This is a genomic window from Arthrobacter sp. LFS091, from assembly GCF_047977885.1.
Taxonomy (GTDB): domain Bacteria; phylum Actinomycetota; class Actinomycetes; order Actinomycetales; family Micrococcaceae; genus Arthrobacter.
Window position 1 is genome coordinate 112,361 of sequence record NZ_JBFPFP010000006.1, and the last position, 17,910, is coordinate 130,270.

Annotated in this window: 23 protein-coding genes; 3 read left to right on the forward strand and 20 right to left on the reverse strand. The window is 61.2% G+C overall.

The features are described from left to right. Nucleotides 1-44 precede the first annotated feature (44 nt). From ACNQOP_RS12540 to ACNQOP_RS12550, 3 genes are all read right to left on the reverse strand, one after another. Nucleotides 45-560 (reverse strand): DUF4265 domain-containing protein, encoded by a 516-nt coding sequence (locus ACNQOP_RS12540; protein ID WP_416404643.1) that lies wholly within the window; start codon nucleotides 558-560, stop codon nucleotides 45-47. 79 nt (nucleotides 561-639) lie between these two features. Then, nucleotides 640-1,005, reverse strand: coding sequence for a DUF6188 family protein (locus ACNQOP_RS12545; protein ID WP_416404644.1), 366 nt, complete (start codon nucleotides 1,003-1,005; stop codon nucleotides 640-642). Between the two features lie 183 nt (nucleotides 1,006-1,188). After that, entirely contained in the window at nucleotides 1,189-1,653 is a 465-nt protein-coding gene (locus ACNQOP_RS12550) for a DUF6924 domain-containing protein (RefSeq protein WP_416404645.1), read from the reverse strand. A gap of 194 nt (nucleotides 1,654-1,847) precedes the next feature. On the opposite strand from ACNQOP_RS12550, the gene ACNQOP_RS12555 reads away from it, so the two are divergent. Next, complete coding sequence (locus tag ACNQOP_RS12555; RefSeq protein ID WP_416404646.1) at nucleotides 1,848-2,579, forward strand: hypothetical protein; 732 nt, start codon at nucleotides 1,848-1,850, stop codon at nucleotides 2,577-2,579. 93 nt (nucleotides 2,580-2,672) lie between these two features. On the opposite strand, the gene ACNQOP_RS12560 is transcribed toward ACNQOP_RS12555, so the two are convergent. From ACNQOP_RS12560 to ACNQOP_RS12575, 4 genes are all read right to left on the reverse strand, one after another. After that, nucleotides 2,673-3,086, reverse strand: a complete 414-nt coding sequence (locus ACNQOP_RS12560) for a glyoxalase (protein ID WP_416404647.1) — start codon at nucleotides 3,084-3,086, stop codon at nucleotides 2,673-2,675. A gap of 801 nt (nucleotides 3,087-3,887) precedes the next feature. Continuing rightward, nucleotides 3,888-4,688 carry a peptidase M56 family protein gene (locus ACNQOP_RS12565; protein ID WP_416404648.1) on the reverse strand — a complete coding sequence of 267 codons (801 nt, stop codon included), beginning with the start codon at nucleotides 4,686-4,688 and terminating at the stop codon, nucleotides 3,888-3,890. Then, nucleotides 4,685-5,293, reverse strand: coding sequence for an RNA polymerase sigma factor (locus tag ACNQOP_RS12570; protein ID WP_416404649.1), 609 nt, complete (start codon nucleotides 5,291-5,293; stop codon nucleotides 4,685-4,687). The genes ACNQOP_RS12565 and ACNQOP_RS12570 overlap by 4 nt, the downstream gene beginning before the upstream one ends. Before the next feature lie 120 nt (nucleotides 5,294-5,413). Beyond that, nucleotides 5,414-6,112 (reverse strand): hypothetical protein, encoded by a 699-nt coding sequence (locus ACNQOP_RS12575; RefSeq protein WP_416404650.1) that lies wholly within the window; start codon nucleotides 6,110-6,112, stop codon nucleotides 5,414-5,416. Nucleotides 6,113-6,273: 161 nt separating this feature from the next. Between ACNQOP_RS12575 and ACNQOP_RS12580 the strand changes: the two genes are divergently transcribed. After that, nucleotides 6,274-6,696 (forward strand): GNAT family N-acetyltransferase, encoded by a 423-nt coding sequence (locus tag ACNQOP_RS12580; protein WP_416404651.1) that lies wholly within the window; start codon nucleotides 6,274-6,276, stop codon nucleotides 6,694-6,696. A gap of 255 nt (nucleotides 6,697-6,951) precedes the next feature. Here the strand turns inward: ACNQOP_RS12580 and ACNQOP_RS12585 are convergent, their stop codons facing one another. The 3 genes from ACNQOP_RS12585 to ACNQOP_RS12595 all read right to left on the reverse strand — a co-directional run bounded on the left by ACNQOP_RS12585 (nucleotide 6,952) and on the right by ACNQOP_RS12595 (nucleotide 9,267). Beyond that, complete coding sequence (locus ACNQOP_RS12585; protein WP_416404652.1) at nucleotides 6,952-7,476, reverse strand: barstar family protein; 525 nt, start codon at nucleotides 7,474-7,476, stop codon at nucleotides 6,952-6,954. Nucleotides 7,477-7,900: 424 nt separating this feature from the next. Next, nucleotides 7,901-8,698: a hypothetical protein gene (locus tag ACNQOP_RS12590; protein ID WP_416404653.1), complete on the reverse strand. Its 798-nt coding sequence runs from the start codon at nucleotides 8,696-8,698 to the stop codon at nucleotides 7,901-7,903. Further along, nucleotides 8,695-9,267 (reverse strand): RNA polymerase sigma factor, encoded by a 573-nt coding sequence (locus ACNQOP_RS12595; protein ID WP_416404654.1) that lies wholly within the window; start codon nucleotides 9,265-9,267, stop codon nucleotides 8,695-8,697. The genes ACNQOP_RS12590 and ACNQOP_RS12595 overlap by 4 nt, the downstream gene beginning before the upstream one ends. A 179-nt stretch (nucleotides 9,268-9,446) precedes the next feature. On the opposite strand from ACNQOP_RS12595, the gene ggt reads away from it, so the two are divergent. Next, nucleotides 9,447-11,276, forward strand: a complete 1,830-nt coding sequence (ggt, locus tag ACNQOP_RS12600; RefSeq protein ID WP_284987749.1) for a gamma-glutamyltransferase — start codon at nucleotides 9,447-9,449, stop codon at nucleotides 11,274-11,276. Nucleotides 11,277-11,290: 14 nt separating this feature from the next. On the opposite strand, the gene ACNQOP_RS12605 is transcribed toward ggt, so the two are convergent. The 10 genes from ACNQOP_RS12605 to ACNQOP_RS12650 form a co-directional block, all read right to left on the reverse strand. Continuing rightward, nucleotides 11,291-11,476, reverse strand: a complete 186-nt coding sequence (locus tag ACNQOP_RS12605) for a hypothetical protein (RefSeq protein ID WP_349471479.1) — start codon at nucleotides 11,474-11,476, stop codon at nucleotides 11,291-11,293. Between the two features lie 28 nt (nucleotides 11,477-11,504). Further along, complete coding sequence (locus ACNQOP_RS12610; RefSeq protein ID WP_416404655.1) at nucleotides 11,505-12,209, reverse strand: hypothetical protein; 705 nt, start codon at nucleotides 12,207-12,209, stop codon at nucleotides 11,505-11,507. Then, nucleotides 12,209-12,943, reverse strand: coding sequence for a hypothetical protein (locus tag ACNQOP_RS12615; RefSeq protein WP_416404656.1), 735 nt, complete (start codon nucleotides 12,941-12,943; stop codon nucleotides 12,209-12,211). The genes ACNQOP_RS12610 and ACNQOP_RS12615 overlap by 1 nt, the downstream gene beginning before the upstream one ends. Continuing rightward, nucleotides 12,940-13,653 (reverse strand): ABC transporter ATP-binding protein, encoded by a 714-nt coding sequence (locus ACNQOP_RS12620; protein ID WP_416404657.1) that lies wholly within the window; start codon nucleotides 13,651-13,653, stop codon nucleotides 12,940-12,942. The genes ACNQOP_RS12615 and ACNQOP_RS12620 overlap by 4 nt, the downstream gene beginning before the upstream one ends. Then, on the reverse strand, nucleotides 13,650-15,311 hold the full coding sequence (gene mpaP, locus ACNQOP_RS12625) for a daptide biosynthesis intramembrane metalloprotease (RefSeq protein WP_416404658.1): 1,662 nt from the start codon (nucleotides 15,309-15,311) through the stop codon (nucleotides 13,650-13,652). Before mpaP ends, ACNQOP_RS12620 begins: the two co-directional genes overlap by 4 nt. After that, nucleotides 15,308-16,492 (reverse strand): YcaO-like family protein, encoded by a 1,185-nt coding sequence (locus ACNQOP_RS12630; protein WP_416404659.1) that lies wholly within the window; start codon nucleotides 16,490-16,492, stop codon nucleotides 15,308-15,310. Before ACNQOP_RS12630 ends, mpaP begins: the two co-directional genes overlap by 4 nt. Continuing rightward, nucleotides 16,489-17,298 carry a daptide-type RiPP biosynthesis methyltransferase gene (gene mpaM, locus ACNQOP_RS12635; protein WP_416404660.1) on the reverse strand — a complete coding sequence of 270 codons (810 nt, stop codon included), beginning with the start codon at nucleotides 17,296-17,298 and terminating at the stop codon, nucleotides 16,489-16,491. Before mpaM ends, ACNQOP_RS12630 begins: the two co-directional genes overlap by 4 nt. A gap of 81 nt (nucleotides 17,299-17,379) precedes the next feature. Continuing rightward, nucleotides 17,380-17,517 carry a daptide-type RiPP gene (locus ACNQOP_RS12640; protein WP_211713282.1) on the reverse strand — a complete coding sequence of 46 codons (138 nt, stop codon included), beginning with the start codon at nucleotides 17,515-17,517 and terminating at the stop codon, nucleotides 17,380-17,382. 64 nt (nucleotides 17,518-17,581) lie between these two features. Continuing rightward, nucleotides 17,582-17,707: a daptide-type RiPP gene (locus ACNQOP_RS12645; RefSeq protein ID WP_255773712.1), complete on the reverse strand. Its 126-nt coding sequence runs from the start codon at nucleotides 17,705-17,707 to the stop codon at nucleotides 17,582-17,584. 56 nt (nucleotides 17,708-17,763) lie between these two features. Next, on the reverse strand, nucleotides 17,764-17,907 hold the full coding sequence (locus tag ACNQOP_RS12650) for a daptide-type RiPP (RefSeq protein ID WP_235517646.1): 144 nt from the start codon (nucleotides 17,905-17,907) through the stop codon (nucleotides 17,764-17,766). Nucleotides 17,908-17,910 lie beyond the last annotated feature (3 nt).

Here is a 17,910-nt window from a genome sequence, read left to right on the forward strand (position 1 = left end):
GCCTGGTAAAGGATCCTTCGCCGGACACCCATTTCGTCGGCTGCCTACCTCAACTGTTGTGTTCGGCCGGTCTCATAATGAAGGACGCCATCGCGTTCCAATGCGAACAATCTGTCGGCGACTTCCTGCGCCTGGGGCTCGCCGCAAGATATGGCGAAGAACCGCGGAGAGATGAAATCGATGAGGCAACCTTGCTCGGCCAGTTCAGACGCCAGGGGCTGCCAGGCGTTGGGGTCGTCCGATTTCAGCAGGACTCTGAATGTGAAGTTGAGAGAGTCGCGCTCCACTCCGGTGACAACGAGCGCATTCTCAGCTGATCGCATCACGTTAACCCGGTCGCCAAAGTTCACGTCATAAAGATACGCGGGGACGGCCAGGACAGTAGCTGTGCCATCCTTTTCCAAGCGACCCCGAAGACCCTCCCACATCTGCTCCGTGTCAGGTTCAGGGGGCACCGCAAACCATATGGTCTCTTCCGCTTCCTGAGCTTCCGGAAGCGGCTGGAGTGAACCATCGCGCCAATGTGCCACGACGCTGGGATGTTGCCGGTAGTCAGTCACCAGCTGAGACTACCCGATGGACGCATCCGTGAGAGCGCTCCCGTGGGCATGCATTCCCCGTGTCCGATGAGGGATCCCTCTACGGGCTGCCCCAAAGGGCTAGCTCACCTCCGGGCGTGGATACGATCAGTAGGCCGTCTGGACCAGTGACGTTCCACGCTTCGTACGCCGACTTGGGTTCCGGCACCACACTAAGCCGGAAGCCGTCCTGGATGACAATTTCAAGCCGTCCGTCGTCGAAGGCTCTTGCCTCAGCAACCACCTTGGACCGTGAGAGCGGCAGAACGGGACTGAGCTGGTCGAAACCGCCGCCCGGTTCGACTACGTATGAACTGCCATCGGGGTGTTCAATAACGAAGCTCTCCTCGATGGTGATTCTGAAATGTTCGAGAACCAGAGTTACCTGGAAATCCAGGACGAGTTGCAGGATGAGTTGCCCACTCACGTCTAGAAGCCAGTAACCCTCGAATCTCTGAGCCCCGCTCATGGACGCCGGAACATATGCCACAACAGCCCCTTCCTACTACGATCCGCTCCACCCTAGCCCGACCCATGGGCCGGCATCCCAAAACGAAGAGCGTTTCTCACGGCGTCGGGTAATCCAAAGGAGCGCCCGTTTGCCGATCCCCTACCGGTGCTGCTGGAAGTGGATGTCTATTCTGCTGAGCCTCTCAGGAAAACCCCTGAAAACTCCGTCGTCGTCAGCTCGCCCTGCGAAGTCTTCCCAGTCCATATTGGCGATGTTCAAGTTGTTTTCGACGTTGCCGACTTCACTGGCGATGCAGCGGAAAGTCTCTTTATCGCCCACCAGATCGACGACCAAGATGGGGTACCCAGGATCCAGTGCCGCTTCATCGACAACAAAGAGAACAGAGGCTTGGCGTCCCGTGGCAGTCACCGCTTTGCGGAGATCTTCCCAACAGACTCCGTCCCAGCCCCTGTCGTCAACGACCTGAACGTAAGCACGGAACCCGGCGTCATCCGGTGATATGGCCGTCAACATGGCCCTGCTCCAAGCCTCTTCGCCTTCAAAAGCAGTACGAATCAGCAGTGAATCATCGGTCTTCGGAAGAATCGGCACAACGTCATCCAAGCATATGGCTCCCCAAACGCCGCACATGCCAATGCCCACAAGCACTTCGGAGAGGCGCGACCGTGACATGCATCAGTCGGGCATCGCGTGCGAGCCCACGCAGAACCATCGTCCGGTGAAGGATCGTTTTGCGCTCGTTAGGGCTGCGTGCCCGCTCCGCGCCGTCCTCCGACTGACACGGTAGGCTCAGCACTGTGAACAAGCGCCCAGGCAGCCGGATGTTCGACTCGTGTCTTCTTGGAGTCTCCCTCGCTGTAACCCTCGCCTTCTTCCTGCTCGTCCCTCTCGATGGGACCCAAGGTCTTATCGATGCGACCGTCGCCTTTTTCGGCGCGATGGCGAGCGTCGCTTCAGCGGCTCTTGTCGCCGTTCGCTACGAATACGCGAACCGAGACAAACGAACGCGGTGGCTGTTCATCTGGATTCTTCCCGCAGCTACCGTCTTGGCGATGATTCCCTGGCTTGTGTCGCCGGCCTTCTTTCTTCCGGAGATCGGGGGCGTCTTCGGCGCCGTCCCTCTATTCACGATGCTGGCGTATTGTGCAGGTCTCGCTGGGGTTATCCTCGCCGCGTTGGTCCTCGTCCCCTTCGAACTCTTCGTCCGCGGCGCGGTGAAGCTGATCACAAGCGGTGGCAAGAGTGGTCATGGGAAGCTCATCGTTGGGCTGTACGGGTTCGTCCTGATCGCGTTCATCGCTCTCGGCGTCAAGGCCGCGTTTTCCGACATCCGCGTGAACGTCGACGGACAACTGTTGGCAGCATTGCTCGGACTCCCCGGCGACTACACCGTCAAAGACGACCGTGCGCTGGTGGCAACGCGCGTGCTCGGCGCCGTGCTGGTGCTGACCCCCATCGTCCATCAGCTCATACGTCGGAAGAGCTCGAGCAACATCGTCATCGAAGAGATCGAAGCACTTCTCCCGTGACGATCTAACCGAGGTTGTCTAGCCCCCAACCGGACGCCAGCGCCTCGGGTAAACGGGTAATTGAGGGGGCGTTCCGGTAGCCAGGAGTATTTGCTAGTTGGATTCCTCGGGAGATAGGAACTCAAGCCGGTTGCCGTTGTTGTCCCAAAGGTAGAACCGCCTCATGCCTGGGAAGTTCTCGTCCCATTCCACAGTGAGACCGGAACTTTCGACTCGGCGGGCTAAAGCATCTATGTCGCCCACCAGAATCCCTGGATGAGCCTTCCTTTGGGGTTTGAAGTCCTCCTCGGCACCCAAATGGATTTCAAGATTGTCGGCTCGAACCCAAAGTCCGCCCCGGGCCGCCAGCACCGGTGGTTTCTGCACTTCCGTGAGGCCTAGAACGCCCACGTAAAACTTCCTGCAGTCGTCCTCGCCACCCTTGGGGAGGGCCAACTGAACGTGGTGCAGCCCCCAGCCATAAGCCGTTTGAGTCGGACGAGATTCATAAGCAACTACTTCTGGCACGTTGGCTCCTTCGACGGTGTGAACCCGAGTATGGCACCATCGAAACGCTTTTCCCTGTCATACCTTCCTTGAGCTGCCGCTTCTCTTGTCGACTGCGCCCGCTGAAGGATCGGCATACGGGCGTTCCGCTGCCCGGGAAGGAGAGGACTAGGAGGCTGCGAGCAGACGGATGACGCTAGCCGGAGGCTCGGGCGTAGAGCGGTCTGAGGGGATGGCCACCCAAACGATTCCGTATTGATCCTGACGTGTTCTTGATGCCTGGATACCTATCGGCTCTGCCAAGTTGACTGCAGCGTCGCGCGCGAAGCCCAACACGGTGCCAGTGCCGTCTGCAGGGTTCTCATGAAACTGAAGCCGGCATCCAAGCGTTACATCCGGGTCGATCGTTCGGCGGTACACGACGCAAACAACAGCTGGAGCGTCTTCCCAGGAACCGAGAATCTGCACTTCCTCAGCCCAGTAGCTGTTGACTGCGTCAATGATAGATCGGGCTAGGTTCATGTTGTAGTCCTTGAGGAGGCTGGGGACACTTGCTCGTGTCCCCAGCCTTTCGGTTATGGGGCGTCGATTACCTGAGTCCCGAGCTTCTTAGAACTCACCCAGGCGGGGTGGATGGGCCGCTTAGGACCAACCGGCCAATCTCCGCCCGGTAAAGGATCGGCATTCGGGCGCTTCTATGGCCTGCTGGTTGGTTCTAGGCTGATCGGCGGAAGGGCGCTTTCGTACCTGCACTCACGGATGGCGTACTCGGCGGGAGTGACATGAAGCCGTTCAGTAAGTGAAGACGAGCGACTGGTCGGTTCACCCTGGCGGGGCACTTCGCGTGGGGTAGCCGGGCATTCCTCCGCCAGAGCCGGAGGCCATAAAGACACCGACTTGGGTTTCACCGTCGCTTTGGAAGACGGGGATCTCGTGCGGAGGGCGCGAGGTGCTGAAGTTCTTGACGGCGTCTTCCGGGCTGGAGGGCTCGGGACCGCCGTACAGCTCAGTTGCGTAGGCGTAACCGGACTGCCCGTTGGTGGCGATCACGGCGATCAGGTCGGGGGTTCCGTTCTCCTGGCTTTCGACGCCGTAGGTTTCGCCATTGGCATTGACACCCAAGGGTGTGCGTTCCTGCTTCACGTACTTGGCCGTGAGCTGCCATCGGGCCTCGGGGCCAGCCTTGATCGTTACACTGTCCTGGCCGGGGGCGAGGGGGATGGTGTAGCCGCTCCAGCCCAGCCTGTCGCTGGCCGCATCCTGCTCCGAGCAGCTGCTCGACGCACCGTCGGGAAACTCAAACCAGCCAGGGGTCAGGCACCTAAGTTCCATTTGAATCCCGGTGGTCCCCTCGGGGGGCGTGCCCAGCTCAACGGTTGCGGTCCCGGCGTAGGTTGTGGTGACAGGCGAGGCCAGCGGGGTCACCTTTTCGCCCCCAGGGACGACGAAGAGTGCTGCCGCCGCCGCACCAATGCTAAGCAATCCCGCACCGGCCAAAACACCGGTACCAATCCACACCCTCGTACGCCTCCGCTTCGCTGTCGGCGTTTCCTTCTTGACCTGGAAAACAAGTTCTGCCCGCAGGGCGTCACTGAATTGGTCATCGACGTGTAGCTGGTTCATGGCCGTCCTCCTTCCAGTACCGGGGTTGGAGCAGTTGGCGGGTTTGGTGATGCATCACCGTCGAGGGCTGCTCTGAGCCGCTGCCGGGCCCGGTGGAACCGTGATTTAGCTGCTGCAGGGGTCAGATCAAGAACAGCGGCGGCTGCAACGATGGTGTGGTCCTCAAAAACGACCAACGTGACCAGGTGCAGGTCCTCGGCCGTCAGTGTGGCCAGAGCCCGTGCAAGGTCTTGGTCCAGAGCATCCTGGAAAGAGCGGTAAGAATCTGCTGTTGGGTCGCTGATGTCCTCGGTTCGGGGAAGGGCTTTCAGGAGGCGTTGGTAGCGCAATGCCGTCCGGGCGCTGTTCCGTGCCATGTTCGTGGTCGTTACCAGCAACCACGGAAGGATCGATCCTTCCACGACCCGGACCTGCTTTCGCCTCCGCCAGAGTTCAAGGAAGGAGGCAGCCATAATGTCCTCAGCGTCGTGGTGATTCCCGCAGAGCCGGTACGCATGGCGAAAGACCCTGTCCCGGTGCCTGTCGTACAGGGCACCAAAGGCATCCCCCTGGCCCAGAAGACTCTGGCGCCACAACCCCTCTTCGCTGTCTCCGTTGTTCCCCATGCCCAATAGTGTCCGGCAAAGCCCAAATGGTTTCACCGAACCCGAAAAAGTCTTAAATGAAGTCCGAAGCGCCCGGTAAGGGAGCCTTTACCGGACGCTGCCGAGCATAGCGCGCAATAACTAGAGGATGGCAGTGTCGTTCAGCTGCAGCCGCCTTGATCGCTTAGGAATGCGCAGGGCCCAGTACGCGATCAAGAGTCCGACGGTGGCGCCCCCGCCTGCGAGTGTCCAGGGAGAGGACCATGACCCCTCCGGAATGGGGATCGCTAAGGCGATCACAACCGTGGCTATGCCCAGGACAAGTTCCACGGCAGCCTGCAGCGGTCTGGCCCGGTACTCCGGGTAGGCCAGCCGGGCCACGGGAATCACCGGCAATAGGAACAGGCCCAGACTGGGGATCGGGTAGATCGCATTGAACGTGAAGATCGCCAGACCAAGCACCAGCAGGCCGAGGAACTCCAGCAGCAGGCCAATCCTCAGCGGGTTCTCCGGAGTCCATTGACTCAGCAGCAGGCCCCAGGCCGGAAGCCCGAGCAGCCAACCGCCGGCCCAGAACCCCAAGTTCAGAAGCGCTAGGACAGCGAGCAGGAGGCCGGGCACCAGAAACGCACCGGCCTGCCGCAACGACACCTTTCCTGTTGGCCCGAAGATGCAAGCCCCGATCACCAGATAGGCCACCACATAGCCGGGTAGCAGCTGTACCGGCGGCACTTGGGTCACCCGAAACAGCAGCAGCGCTATCGAGACGACCATGACGCACACCCCGGCGACGGTCCACGGGCGGCGGGCGCTAGTGGCTTTTGCATCCCCCCATGTCATGAAGCGCACTCTACCGGCTTCAATGCTTTGCGCCTCGAAACTCCAGCCATAGACGACATCTGGACTCCAACGACGGGGTGTCCGGTAAAGGATCGGCTTACGGGCACCCTGCTCGAAGCCGGCCTCTAATGAAAAAAATATGCTGCGTGTTTGGATAGAGCATGACCACTATCAAAGTAGTGAAGGCTAAAGACCTGCCCCTCCGTGAGGTCATTGAGCTATACCGTGCGGTGGAATGGGTTGCCTACACGAAGGACCCCGGCAATCTCGTACGAGCGCTGGAAGGATCTTCGACCCTCGTCGCCGCTCTTGATGGCCAGAGATTGATTGGTCTCGCGCGTGTCATTTCTGATGATGCTTCGATTTGCTACCACCAGGACATTCTTGTTCGGCCGTCGCATCAAGGAAAAGGCATAGGACGAGCCCTCGCTGAACGGGCACTCGGAGATTACCCGCATGTACGCCAGAAAGTACTGATCACCGACGCTGAGCCGAAGCAGAAGGCGTTCTACGAAGCGCTCGGTTACACCCAGGCCGATGAATTCCAAGGAGGATCGATCAGAGCCTTCGTCAGATTCGACTGACAGCCTCCGTCCGCTCAGGGATCGGCATACGGGCGCCTGGAGTTGGGCGGAGTCCCCGATCTCTCCCGTAGAGCGGTGGTCCTCCCGGACCTGGCCTGGCTCGAACAGGCAACCGCCCTCACCAAACTAGGGGCAGGACACGCACTTACCGGGCATACGCATCTCGGGCAGGTTCGATCTGATCACATGTGGCGCAATCGAAGAAATGAAGTGGACTCCTATCGAGCCGCCACGCCATGTCCGGTAAAGAATCCCTCATCTCTCGCTGAGAAATTCAAGATGATTCCAGGAAACAGAACGGCCACCGACCGGAGGGAGCTCCAGACGTGGGTCTCCGGTTCGAACCAGACACATCATGCGGTGGCCGAATAGAGCGGCATAAGTTGCCTGCCTCGCGAAGATTTCTAAGAGACGATGGGCTGCGACCGGGTCCTTGGCTTCGAAGGTTTCAAACTCGTCAATCACGAGAATTAGCCCGGTATCCGCTACCGTCCATCCATAAGCTTGAACGGCCACGTCGCTGAGGCAATCGTTGAGAGCTTCCAGGTTCGAGCCGAAGTAATCGGGGAAATCTAGGGCCTGTGCAACGTCTTTGTGAACGTCAGCCTGAGACCACCAGGAAGCAGCGTCGACCTGAATGACTTTGTAGCGGTGGGTCCGTAGCCACGACAGCGCTTCGTCTAGGACGGCTTGCTGATGGAACAGAGTGATGAAGCCGTTTTGGATCAGGAGAAAGTCCAGCGGATGGTTCAGCTCGTCGGCCAGGTCCCAAATTGCCATGAGTGAAACTGTATTGCCTTCGTTTCCCTTCATGCGGATGCCAACCCCGGCTGTCTTCCAGTGTGCGTGCGAACGAGGATCCCTTACCGGATACAAGTTATTACCCGGATGATCCAAGCCATTTGCAGAACATGACGATCTGGTGGGAAGCCCTGCGTGCCAGCGTGAAGAGCTACCTCTCAAACTCCGCTTCCTAAACCTGGCCGCTCAGCGTCGGTCTGGAAATCCGCCGACGAGTCGCCCACCGGCGCTGAGCATCTGGGATCGACACTCACTGCACAGTCAGTTGATCCACTGCTGTACGGAAGTCGGTATGTACTTGAGAACGCTGAGAAGGGCCCACTGTTTGGCTGGAAAGCGGTACTTGCGTTGTTGATGAACTCACAATTCCCCCGTTTCGTAAGCGTCAAATGAGTGTAGCCAGTCAGAGACTGAGATAGAGGATTTCCTTCGAGTTATCGATGAAAGTCACCTCGATTGGGACCCGCTGATCGGAAGAGTTTGTTATCTCGGCACCGGGCAGCCAAAACGCGAACAGACCTTTGGACACCGTTGCTTCGATCCGTTTTCCAGCGGCGCTGGTGAACACGATCGCAGTGACATCTGCGCCTACTCGACCAGCGGCCATGGACAGGGGCTTGTTGGAGATGACACCTGTCCCCAGTTCTGTGGCCCTGACGCCACGGGCCGATAGGGATTCGCCAGGGAATGGTTTTCCTATGGATCCGAATGATCCCCTGTTGAACCATGGAGCCGAGGCATCTGTGGTGCAGATTGCTTCAAAACCGTCAGATGCCGTAAGGACCACTGTTGTCCAGGCACCTCGTCGCTCGGCGATCGCGACGTCGGCCGCGGCCAGATCGTCCGCATACATACCGCCGCCGACGCTTTCGCGTGATCGGAGGCAGTCGGAAACTGCGTTGTCCCGTTCGGTGCCACTGAGCTGACCGGGCGCGGCAGTCCACGTTGCAAAGGCGGGGTCTCCCCCGGAAAGTGCCGAAACAAACATGAGTGCGGCGGTTGCTGCGACCGTAGAGCCAGCCAGGGCCGCGGTTTTCCAACGACGGCCGAAACGTGGGACCGCCGGCAAAGCAGAAACGCTGGGGTTCGTTTCAAGAACTTGACGAAGGTCTTTCTCGCGTCGATCCGGATCCGGAGCCGGGCTCTGCTCAGCTGCATCCATGGACAAGAGGAGCTCTGCAATGTGCTGGTTGTTTTTCATGGTGTCGATGCCTGTTCTGAAAGCGTCGTGGTAGGCGTGGCATGAGCGTTCTGCGGGGAATGTTCCAGCAGGAGCCGCAAAGCTCGTCGGGCTCGGGTGAGGCGCAATCGGAAAGCCACTGGGGAGATTCCGACGACAAGAGCTGCTTGGGGCGCGGCCAGGTTTTCAAATACAGAAAGGCCGAGTGTTTCCTGATGGACCTCTGAAAGGAGCGCCCAAGCCCTGCTTAGATCAACCCGGCTGCTGACGAGGTCAGCGTGGGAATCCGATTGCGATTCCATCGACGCTTCAGCCAGACGGACCCCGAGGGCCTGCTGACGCTGTTCACTGCGACGGGCATTCAGCAACAGATTGCGTGCGATTCCAAAGATCCATGCCCGGGCGTCATCCTGGTTCCCCGGTACTTCCTGGAACCGCCGCCAAACGATCAGAAATGTCTCGGCCACGACATCCTCGGCATTCGCCGGATCTGTTCGGCGTTGAACGAATTTCAGGAGGTCGGCGTATGCGGACTCATATAGAAACCGAAAGGCCCGTTGGCTGTCAGCGGCTCTCGATGGGTAGCTCATACCCTGTACCTGTCCGCCACACCCCCAAGTGTGTCGCAACCATGGTGGAATTCTCGATTCGCACTCGCCCGCATACTCCCAACGCCGCGCCAAGGCAACCGTTGTCCCCCGCAAAACCCCGGGGTAGGGTGACCGGACCGTCCAACCACATCATCGTCTGGGAAATTCTGGGAGACACCATGACACATGTGAGACGTCAGTTGGCTGCTGTCACGGCAGCCTTGGCACTGACCGTGACCAGCGGAGCAATGGCCAGTCCAGCCTTCGCCGATCCCCGCCAAACCGACAAAAACCCTACGGTCACGGGCTACGGCGGGGCTGTCAGCACCGTGGATCCTGAAGCCTCGGCGGCGGCCATCGAAGTGCTGCGCAAGGGTGGCAACGCGGCCGACGCGGCCGTGGCCGCAGCGGCCACCCTCGGCGTCACCGAGCCCTACAGCGCCGGCATTGGCGGTGGTGGCTACTTCGTCTACTACGACGCCAAGACCAAGCAGGTTGGCACCATCGACGGCCGTGAAACTGCCCCGACCGGCATCACCAAGGATGCGTTCATCGACCCCGCCACCAAGAAGCCTTACAACTTCACCCCGGAACTGGTAACCAGCGGTGTCTCAGTCGGGGTTCCCGGCACTGCCGCAACATGGGAGCAAGCGCTGAAGCGCTGGGGCACGATGGACTTGGGCGATGCCCTGAAACCGGCCATCAAGGTAGCTACCCGCGGTTTCGTGGTGGACAACACCTTCCGCAAGCAGACACTCGATAACAAGCTCCGCTTCAATGCCTTCACCTCCACGCAGGACCTGTTCCTTCCCGGTGGCGACGCTCCCGCCGTCGGAAGCGTATTCCAGAACCACGATCTCGCGGCGACGTACAAACTGCTCGCCAAAGAGGGCGCTGACGCCTTCTATCGCGGCGCTCTTGCCGAGGAAATCGCCAAAACAGTCCAGGCTCCCCCGAAGACCACGGACACCACGCTTCCCGTCCCGGTTGGCTCAATGACCGCCAAGGACCTGGCGAACTACAAAGTGGTGAACCAGGACGCCACCAAGGTGCAGTACCGGGGGTACGACGTCTACGGCATGGCCCCCTCGAGCAGCGGCGGCACCACAGTGGGCGAAGCGCTGAACATCCTGGAGAACTACAACCTCAAAGACATGCAGCCGGTGGACGCTCTGCATCACTACATCGAGGCCAGTTCCCTCGCTTTCGCTGATCGTGGCGCCTACGTGGGCGATCCCCGCTTCGTCAATGTCCCCACCCAGACCCTGCTCAGTGACGTGTTCGCTAAAGAACGTGCCTGCGAAATCGGCCCGACGGCGGCCAAGAAGCCAGTGGCCCCAGGCAACATAGAAACGTACGACGGCGTGTGCCCGACTTCTGCGGCGCCGCTCGCCGATGAGACGGATACAGAGAACATTTCGACGACCAACATGACTGTCGCCGACAAGTGGGGCAACGTGGTGGAGTACACGCTGACGATCGAACAGACAGGCGGCTCCGGGATTGTTGTGCCCGGCCGTGGTTTCCTGCTCAACAACGAACTGACCGATTTCAGCACGGAATATAAGGCCACTGACCCGAACCGGATCGAGCCAGGCAAGCGTCCGAGGTCGTCGATGTCACCCACGATCATCCTGAAGGACGGCAACCCGTTCCTGGCCCTCGGCTCCCCCGGTGGTTCCACCATCATCACTACGGTCCTGCAAACCATTCTGAACCGGGTGGACCTGGGAATGACGGTATCCGAAGCCCTTGCCGCTCCCCGTGCGGCGCCCAGGAACGGCGCGACGGTGACTTCCGAACCAGCCTTCATCGCCAAGTATGGCGACGGGCTGAAGTCCCTTGGCCACCAACTGGTTCCTGCCGGTGACGGCCTCACATCAGATCCGGAAATCGGTGCCGCAACAGCAATCGAGTTCAACAAGGATGGATCAACAACTGCTGCTGCCGAGCCGGTTCGTCGAGGCGGCGGTTCAGCGATGGTGGTCAAACCCGCGAAGGGGTCTTGAGGCTGGCCCGCGGCTCAAGGACGGCGGTTGTTCTTGAGCTCCCGGCTGAATCTCCACGCCATCACCAGTGCGGCGGCCGCGATGATGACTCCGGAAACCGTGGACCACCACGCCTGCTGGGTGTTGGACACGAAAATGGAGACGGCGTAGGCCGCCAGCACCAACGATAGGAGCAGCCAGACCAGGGGTTTTCGATTCACAATGCATTCCTTAATATGTGGTGATTTTTCAGGCCAGGTCACGCTTCACGAACACCGTGAATGCTGCCGCTGCCACCAGTACAAGCCAGCCTGCGGCTCCGCAGAAAGCCCCCGACGCCGGTATGTTGACAGCCGCTTGTTGAGCCCAGTCGGCGGCCAGCACGGGGAAGAAGAACGTTGTCACTGGTTCTGAGAGGTCGGGCAACAGCCCGGGCAGGGCCACGCTGAGGGAAACCGCGAAGAGGCTGACCAGATGGTTGCGGAGGAGGGAACCGAGGGCGAAGCCCCAGAGAGCGCCCATGGCGGCTGCCCCAGCAAAGGCCAGGACCAGGCTCGGAGAGAGCGTCCCGGCAACCTTGAGAACTGCCGAAGCAAAACCGAAGGCCAAGCCAATAGCGGCCCCAGCAAGGAGGGCGGCCACCGCCGTCGAGAGCGCACGTCCAAGGAACGCCGGCCTCCGCTGGAACAGCAAGACCCTGCAGTTAAGGCTGCCCGCCCGGTAGTCGGAGGTGAACGAGAACGACCCGAACACCGCGGAGACGGTCAGCACCAACGAGGTCACCGCGTCCAGGAGGAGCGCAGGCAACCCTGTTGTGTCCGCCCCGGCGTCATGGGTGGCCGCCACAAACAGCATTCCGGTGAGTCCCAGAGCCAGCGCGGCGCTGATGGCCGATCCCTTCCACAACCATGGCCGCCGGAGGTCCGAGAGAAGGGCGGGTCCCAGATTGACCACTACAGTTCCCTCCTCCGAACCACCCACAGCGCCCCTACGCCAGCAATGAGCGTCCAGGCAACGGACATAAGGAAGGCCGCTACGGGCTCCAGTAAACCTTCCATCGGCAGCGACACCACACCCGCCAGAGCCCCGGAAGGAAGCCAGCGCGCAACCTCGGAAGCATTGGCCATCAAGGGCAGCTCAATGGCGAGTGGAATGAGCAAGGTGAGAATCGTCGTCGCGTAGTAGTGCTGGATGATCCAACCGAGGGAGCATCCCCAAAGCGCACCGAGGCTGGACGCGAGGACGACGGCCCCTAAGGGGCCCAGTGATTCGGGCGCCAGCAGCAGTTCACGGCTAGCCGGCGCCAGGGAGAACACCGCGCTCCCGCCCCACACCACGATGCCCGCGAGCGCCGTACCAATTCCTACAGCCAGCGCCGCAACGTATTTGGCCCTGAACACGCTCATCGCGCCCGAGGTCACCACGCTGCGTCGAATCGTCCCGTAGTACGACTCCCGAGTGACCAAGTAACTCCCGGCAAACGTGGCCACGGGGGCAATGCTGGCAGCGATGGCCCAGAAGATCCCAACGTTGTCCGCGGCCCGGAGCCGATCCGAGTTTTGGGGCCAGCCGAGGAAGTTGGCAACGAACCATGGCACCAGGCCGCTGAAGGCCAGGATGCCCAGGACTGAGTAGCCGCTGAAGTATCTGAGGAGTTCCGAACGGAGGCCGCAGAGCAGGCTGTTCATTCGGCCGCCGACCCGAGAATGGTGAAGTACGCGGATTCCAAGCTGCCGCCGCCCATGGCCTTCGCTTCGTCCAGGGACCCGCGGAATAGCGTTCTTTGCTTAAGAATGACCACCTCGTCAGCCACCTGTTCCAGTTCCATGAGTTGGTGGCTGGATACGAGCGCGCTGCCTCCATCGGCGGCGAAATCGCGCAGGAACCATCGGAGCCACTGGATGCCTTCGGGGTCCAGCCCGTTGGCGGGTTCGTCGAGGACAAGGATCTGGGGCCTGCCGACAAGGGCGGACGCAATCCCGAGGCGTTGCCGCATGCCCAACGAGTAGTCCCGGACCCTCCGGCCGGCGTCGGCGACAAGATCCACCTGATCGAGGACGCGGTCCACGCTTTCGCGGTCAACTCCTGCCGCGAGTTGGCAGATCTGCAGGTGGCGCCGTCCGGTGAGCCCGGGCTCCACGTCCATCCCCTCCAGGTACACCCCCACCTTCGTGGCGGGACGACGCAGCGTCCGGTAGTCGGAGCCGAACACCGTCGCCCTGCCGGAGGTCGGTTCCAAGAGCCCGGTCAGGCCAGCGAGCGCAGTACTTTTCCCCGCCCCGTTGGGGCCGATCAGGCCCACGACAGTGCCGGCCCGAACGTCGAACGTCAGGTCCTCGACGGCGAATCTCGAGCCTCGTTTCTTGCTGAAATGATCAAAGCTGGCATGAATCGTCATGATCGCCCTTTCAACGCATCGACGGAATGGGCGGGCCACAACGGCGATGTCGTAACCGAGTCCCACAGCCACTCCCCCAGGCTTGATTGCTGTTGGCTGGTGACTTCCGCACGTCCTGAGATGGAGAGGTTGGTCCCTGATTCCAAGCGCGCCGGGAAGGCGAGGACGGGAAGGCTGTCGCCTTCCAGCGCTACGGGAACCAGTGTGTCCAGCGGTGCCATGGATTTCGACGGCGGCTGCTCGCCCACGGTGGCCCGCCCCAGGGTCTCGTGAATGATCATTCCCTGCGATTGCAAGGTGACGTGATCCCCCGGTGAGAGCGCATAGGCCGAGCCTTCGAGCGGGACCACGATGCTCAATTGGCCATCGTGATAGGTGTACCCGGCTACCGTCACTGGCCGCACCGGAATGATGGCCAGGAGCAAGCCAGCGACCAGAAACCCCAGCAGCGCAACGAGGATCCGCCGCCACAGGGCACTTCCGCGCCTGGCCGCTGTGCTGAAAAACCGGTACACACTTTTGGCCGCCATTCCCACCAACAGGCAAAGAACCAGAAGAACAACCACGTGCCCCGGGTATCCGAGCTGCAGGAAGATCGGCATGAGTCGCTGGAACCCGACCAGCATGAAGACAATCCCGGAGACGAAGCAAGCGAGCCCGAACCACGGCAGGAGGCCTTGGCTCCTGAAGGTAGTCTGAGAGCCGAGAACGCGGGAGCTAACGATCTCGCCCAGCGCGTTCAGCGATTTCTTCCGGAGGTGGGGGATGTCCACGGCGGACATCAACGCGACGTAGCCATCCAGTTTGATGAAAGGAAAAAGGTTCAGGACTGCCACCGCGTAGCAGATCAGGCCGTACAGGACTGCCGCGTCCTTCACGGACGACTCAGGAAGAAGGGTTTGCAGAGTCAAGGCGATACTGCCAAGCGCAACGTGTACCAAGGGCCCCGCGAGGGCAACCAGTACTCGTTGTTTTCGTGAGCTCAACCGCCACCCGTCTGTAACGTCGCAGAAGAACGCGAGCGACAGGTAGAACAGCATGATCCCGATGCGTCGCGGTGATCCGCCAAAGTAGCTGAGGGCCATCCCGTGCCCCAGCTCATGCAAAAGCGTGGACACGAACATGGCGCCAACAACGTACAAGTACGCCTCAACGGGAAGTGGCGAGGCGAGGACCCGCCACAGTTGCGGTCCCGCTATAGCGGCGCCTATCAAGCCTCCCAGCAGCAACAACAGAGCAAGGATGGCTGCAGCAGGTCGCATCATCGCGGCGACCACCGGCCGAAGTGCCTGCAGCAGCGGGGCCGGGTTGAACAGCGTGAACTGCAATGTCAGCGGCGCCCGGAACTGGACGCGACGCGCCTCTGCCGGCCGCGCGTCGCCGTCGAACATTCCGGTGGGAGCGAGCTGACGCACAATTCCCATGACATCCGCGGATGTCCACGGCGATCCCAGGCGGACGGCCACCTGCGCCGGATCCTTCTGGCCGTCCACCACTTTAAGGACATGGGCGACGTCGGCAGAGACCCTCGCTTTCGGCACACCGTTCACGGCAACAATCCACGGTCCGCCCTCCTGGAGCGGTTCGTCGATGGAGGCCGTGGGGGCGAGTTGGACCGGCCATTCCACAGTGGTTCCGGCTTTTGCTGCGCGGTTCATATCAAGGGATGCGGGGTAGAGGCCCTACCGGACAGACCTTTGGTTTCGTCCATCGACAAGGGGACCGTACCGGGGCAGATCGCCTTCCCAGCCACCCAGCCCATGTCCCGAATGGCTTGCGGGAGCCGGTGGGTGAGGCTGACCCACAAGGTTGGGATGTCCCTCCCCTCCAAGTGATTTACCAGGGTATCGACGCTGGCTGCCGGCTGACAGGCAGGCAGCGGACTCGGCGAGAAGGTGCCGACCCACTGAAGCAACTCACTGAGGGCGGGTTCGGTGGTCCAGAACTCGGCGCGTGATTCGTCGTCGGTGACTGCCAGCACGGGAACAGCAGCCTGGGTGCGGGCAAGGAAGAGTTCCCGTATCTGCAGTCCTTCCTGGAGTGCTCCCCGCAGCGCTGCTATCGGGTCCGGCGAAGCTTTCAACCCGACAGCGCCGAAAGGCTTGGGTGCGGAGGGGTTGGTGATGATGCAAACCGCTGTCTCCAAGGGGCTGCCAAGGTGCGGAACGAACGCGAGAGTGGGCTCGATCCCCGCCGCCCGGCTCATGGCGAGAAGCTCCAGGAGGCTCCGATTTTCTGGCGCGTCCTTCAGATCTGCGACGTCGAACAGGTGCAGCGGCGTCTTGGTGTGCCAGCCAGAAAGGAACGCATCCCGCTCCAGAACTTCAGCAATCCCTGCAGCCTGGGCGAAACCCTCGGACGGCCCGGAAGCAGCACCATTCGGTGAAGGATCAAAGAACGCGTCCCACGGATTTGGCTCCGCGAGGCCGGGACCGTAATCCACCAGCGGAGCGGGAACGTACGTCGTCTTCTGCGTGAGGAGGTCAGTAGCGCGGTACCAAGGGAAATCGAACGCCAACGCCGACGCTCGACCCAGCCCGGCCGTGACGAAATCAAGGCGCTGCTCCTCACTACCTGGCCGGGCACGAAGGTGCTCGTCATCGGTCTGAGCGGGTACCAAGGCGAAACGCTCCACAGCCTCCCCGGCGCCCCTGGTCAGGGAGGCGCGTTTGTTGACATCAAAGGCACCGACGGCGGAGGCGAACCCAGGTTGGGACGCCCGCGCTTGCGCGAGCACCCCCACGGTTCGCCATAAGCCGACGTCGTTCGGCACATACACGGAAGCTTCGGACACCAGCCCTGAGGATGGGTCCAGCGTGCGGACGGGATCGAGGCTCATGCTGCGCACACCCACAGCTCAATGTCGTTCAGCCGTGGACTACGGGACGCGATCCGAACAGGACGGCGTTCGCGGATAGTGAGCCCCTGGCCCACGATTTCCTCCGCGATGAGGTCGTTGCTGACGAAGGCAACCTCGCTGGCGTAGGCGGAGGACCGGTAGGTGCCACCGTCGTTGAAGCTGACGTGGATCATGGTCACATGCCGTGCGCCATTGACGGGATCACGGCTTTCGGCGGTGATCAGGAATGAGTCCTCCCCGAATGCGGAGATGGTGGTGTCGCCGTCCGACGCTTGGTGGCTGTCAGCGTTGAGGACTGTCAGGAGGAATACGCCGCCCGGCGTCAAGCAGTCACGGACCCTGCGGAAGAGCTCACGCCGCGCGGACACATCCAGGAGGGTGATGGAACTGGCACCGAGAACCACGCAACCGTACCCGCCGTCGAGCTCAAAGCGGGACATGTCCGCCTCCACCAACTCCACGTGGACCTGCCGCGGATTGAAGGCCCGGCTGGCTACCCTTGCCTGCAGTAGTGCGAGCATTTCCGGTGAAGAGTCGACGGCGGTCAGCGGACGTCCCAGCGTGAGGAGGGGCCGGGTGATTCGCCCCGAACCTGAAGCCAATTCGAGGATGGGACCGGACGTTTTGCGTGCCGCCGCCAGAATCTCGGGAAGTTCGGTGAGGTCGTTGGCGGTGATCCGGTCGTAGAGGCGGGACCCGGAAACACTGTATAAATCCTCGGGCGGATCGAGGTGTCCGAGCACGCGCAGGATGGCGTCGGCAGTCTTGTCGGGAGCGGTTTTCATCAACTGGTGTCCTCCGGAAGTTGGTTGGGCCGGGAGCGCACGCGGGTGGCGACGGAACAGAACACCACCCGCGTGCACTGGCTAGGTGGCGGCGATGCCGACGACGATGCCGGCGATGATGATGACGTCACCGACCCGGATGTACCACGGTGTATCGTCCGGGGTGTCGAGGTTCTCGAGCTCTTCGATGGACAGCTGGAGGTTCGAGGTTGCGATCATTGGCTCCTCCTTTCTCTTCTTTGTTTGTCTGTTCGGTGCTTGCCGTTTTTGGGCCGTGGCTGGCTTAGGTGATGCTGACGGCGATGATGCCGATGGCGACTCCCTGGGTGACTCCGATGAACCAGTTGTTGAAGTCCGGGGTATCCATCGACTCGATCTCCTGGATGGAGATGTTGAGCTGATCCTGCATGTGTGTTCACCTCCTTTCGGGGGTACTGCGGCTTTGCGTTTCAGCCTTTGGATCGATCAGGTGATCGCCACCGCGATCCCCACCAACGCCAGGCCTGCTGAGATTCCCTTGATGCGCTCGTCCCAGTCGTCCGGGACGTCCATGGGTTCAAGTTCCTGGATGCTGAGGTCCAAGGGCTTGAGTGCTGTGCTGCTGTTCATGTG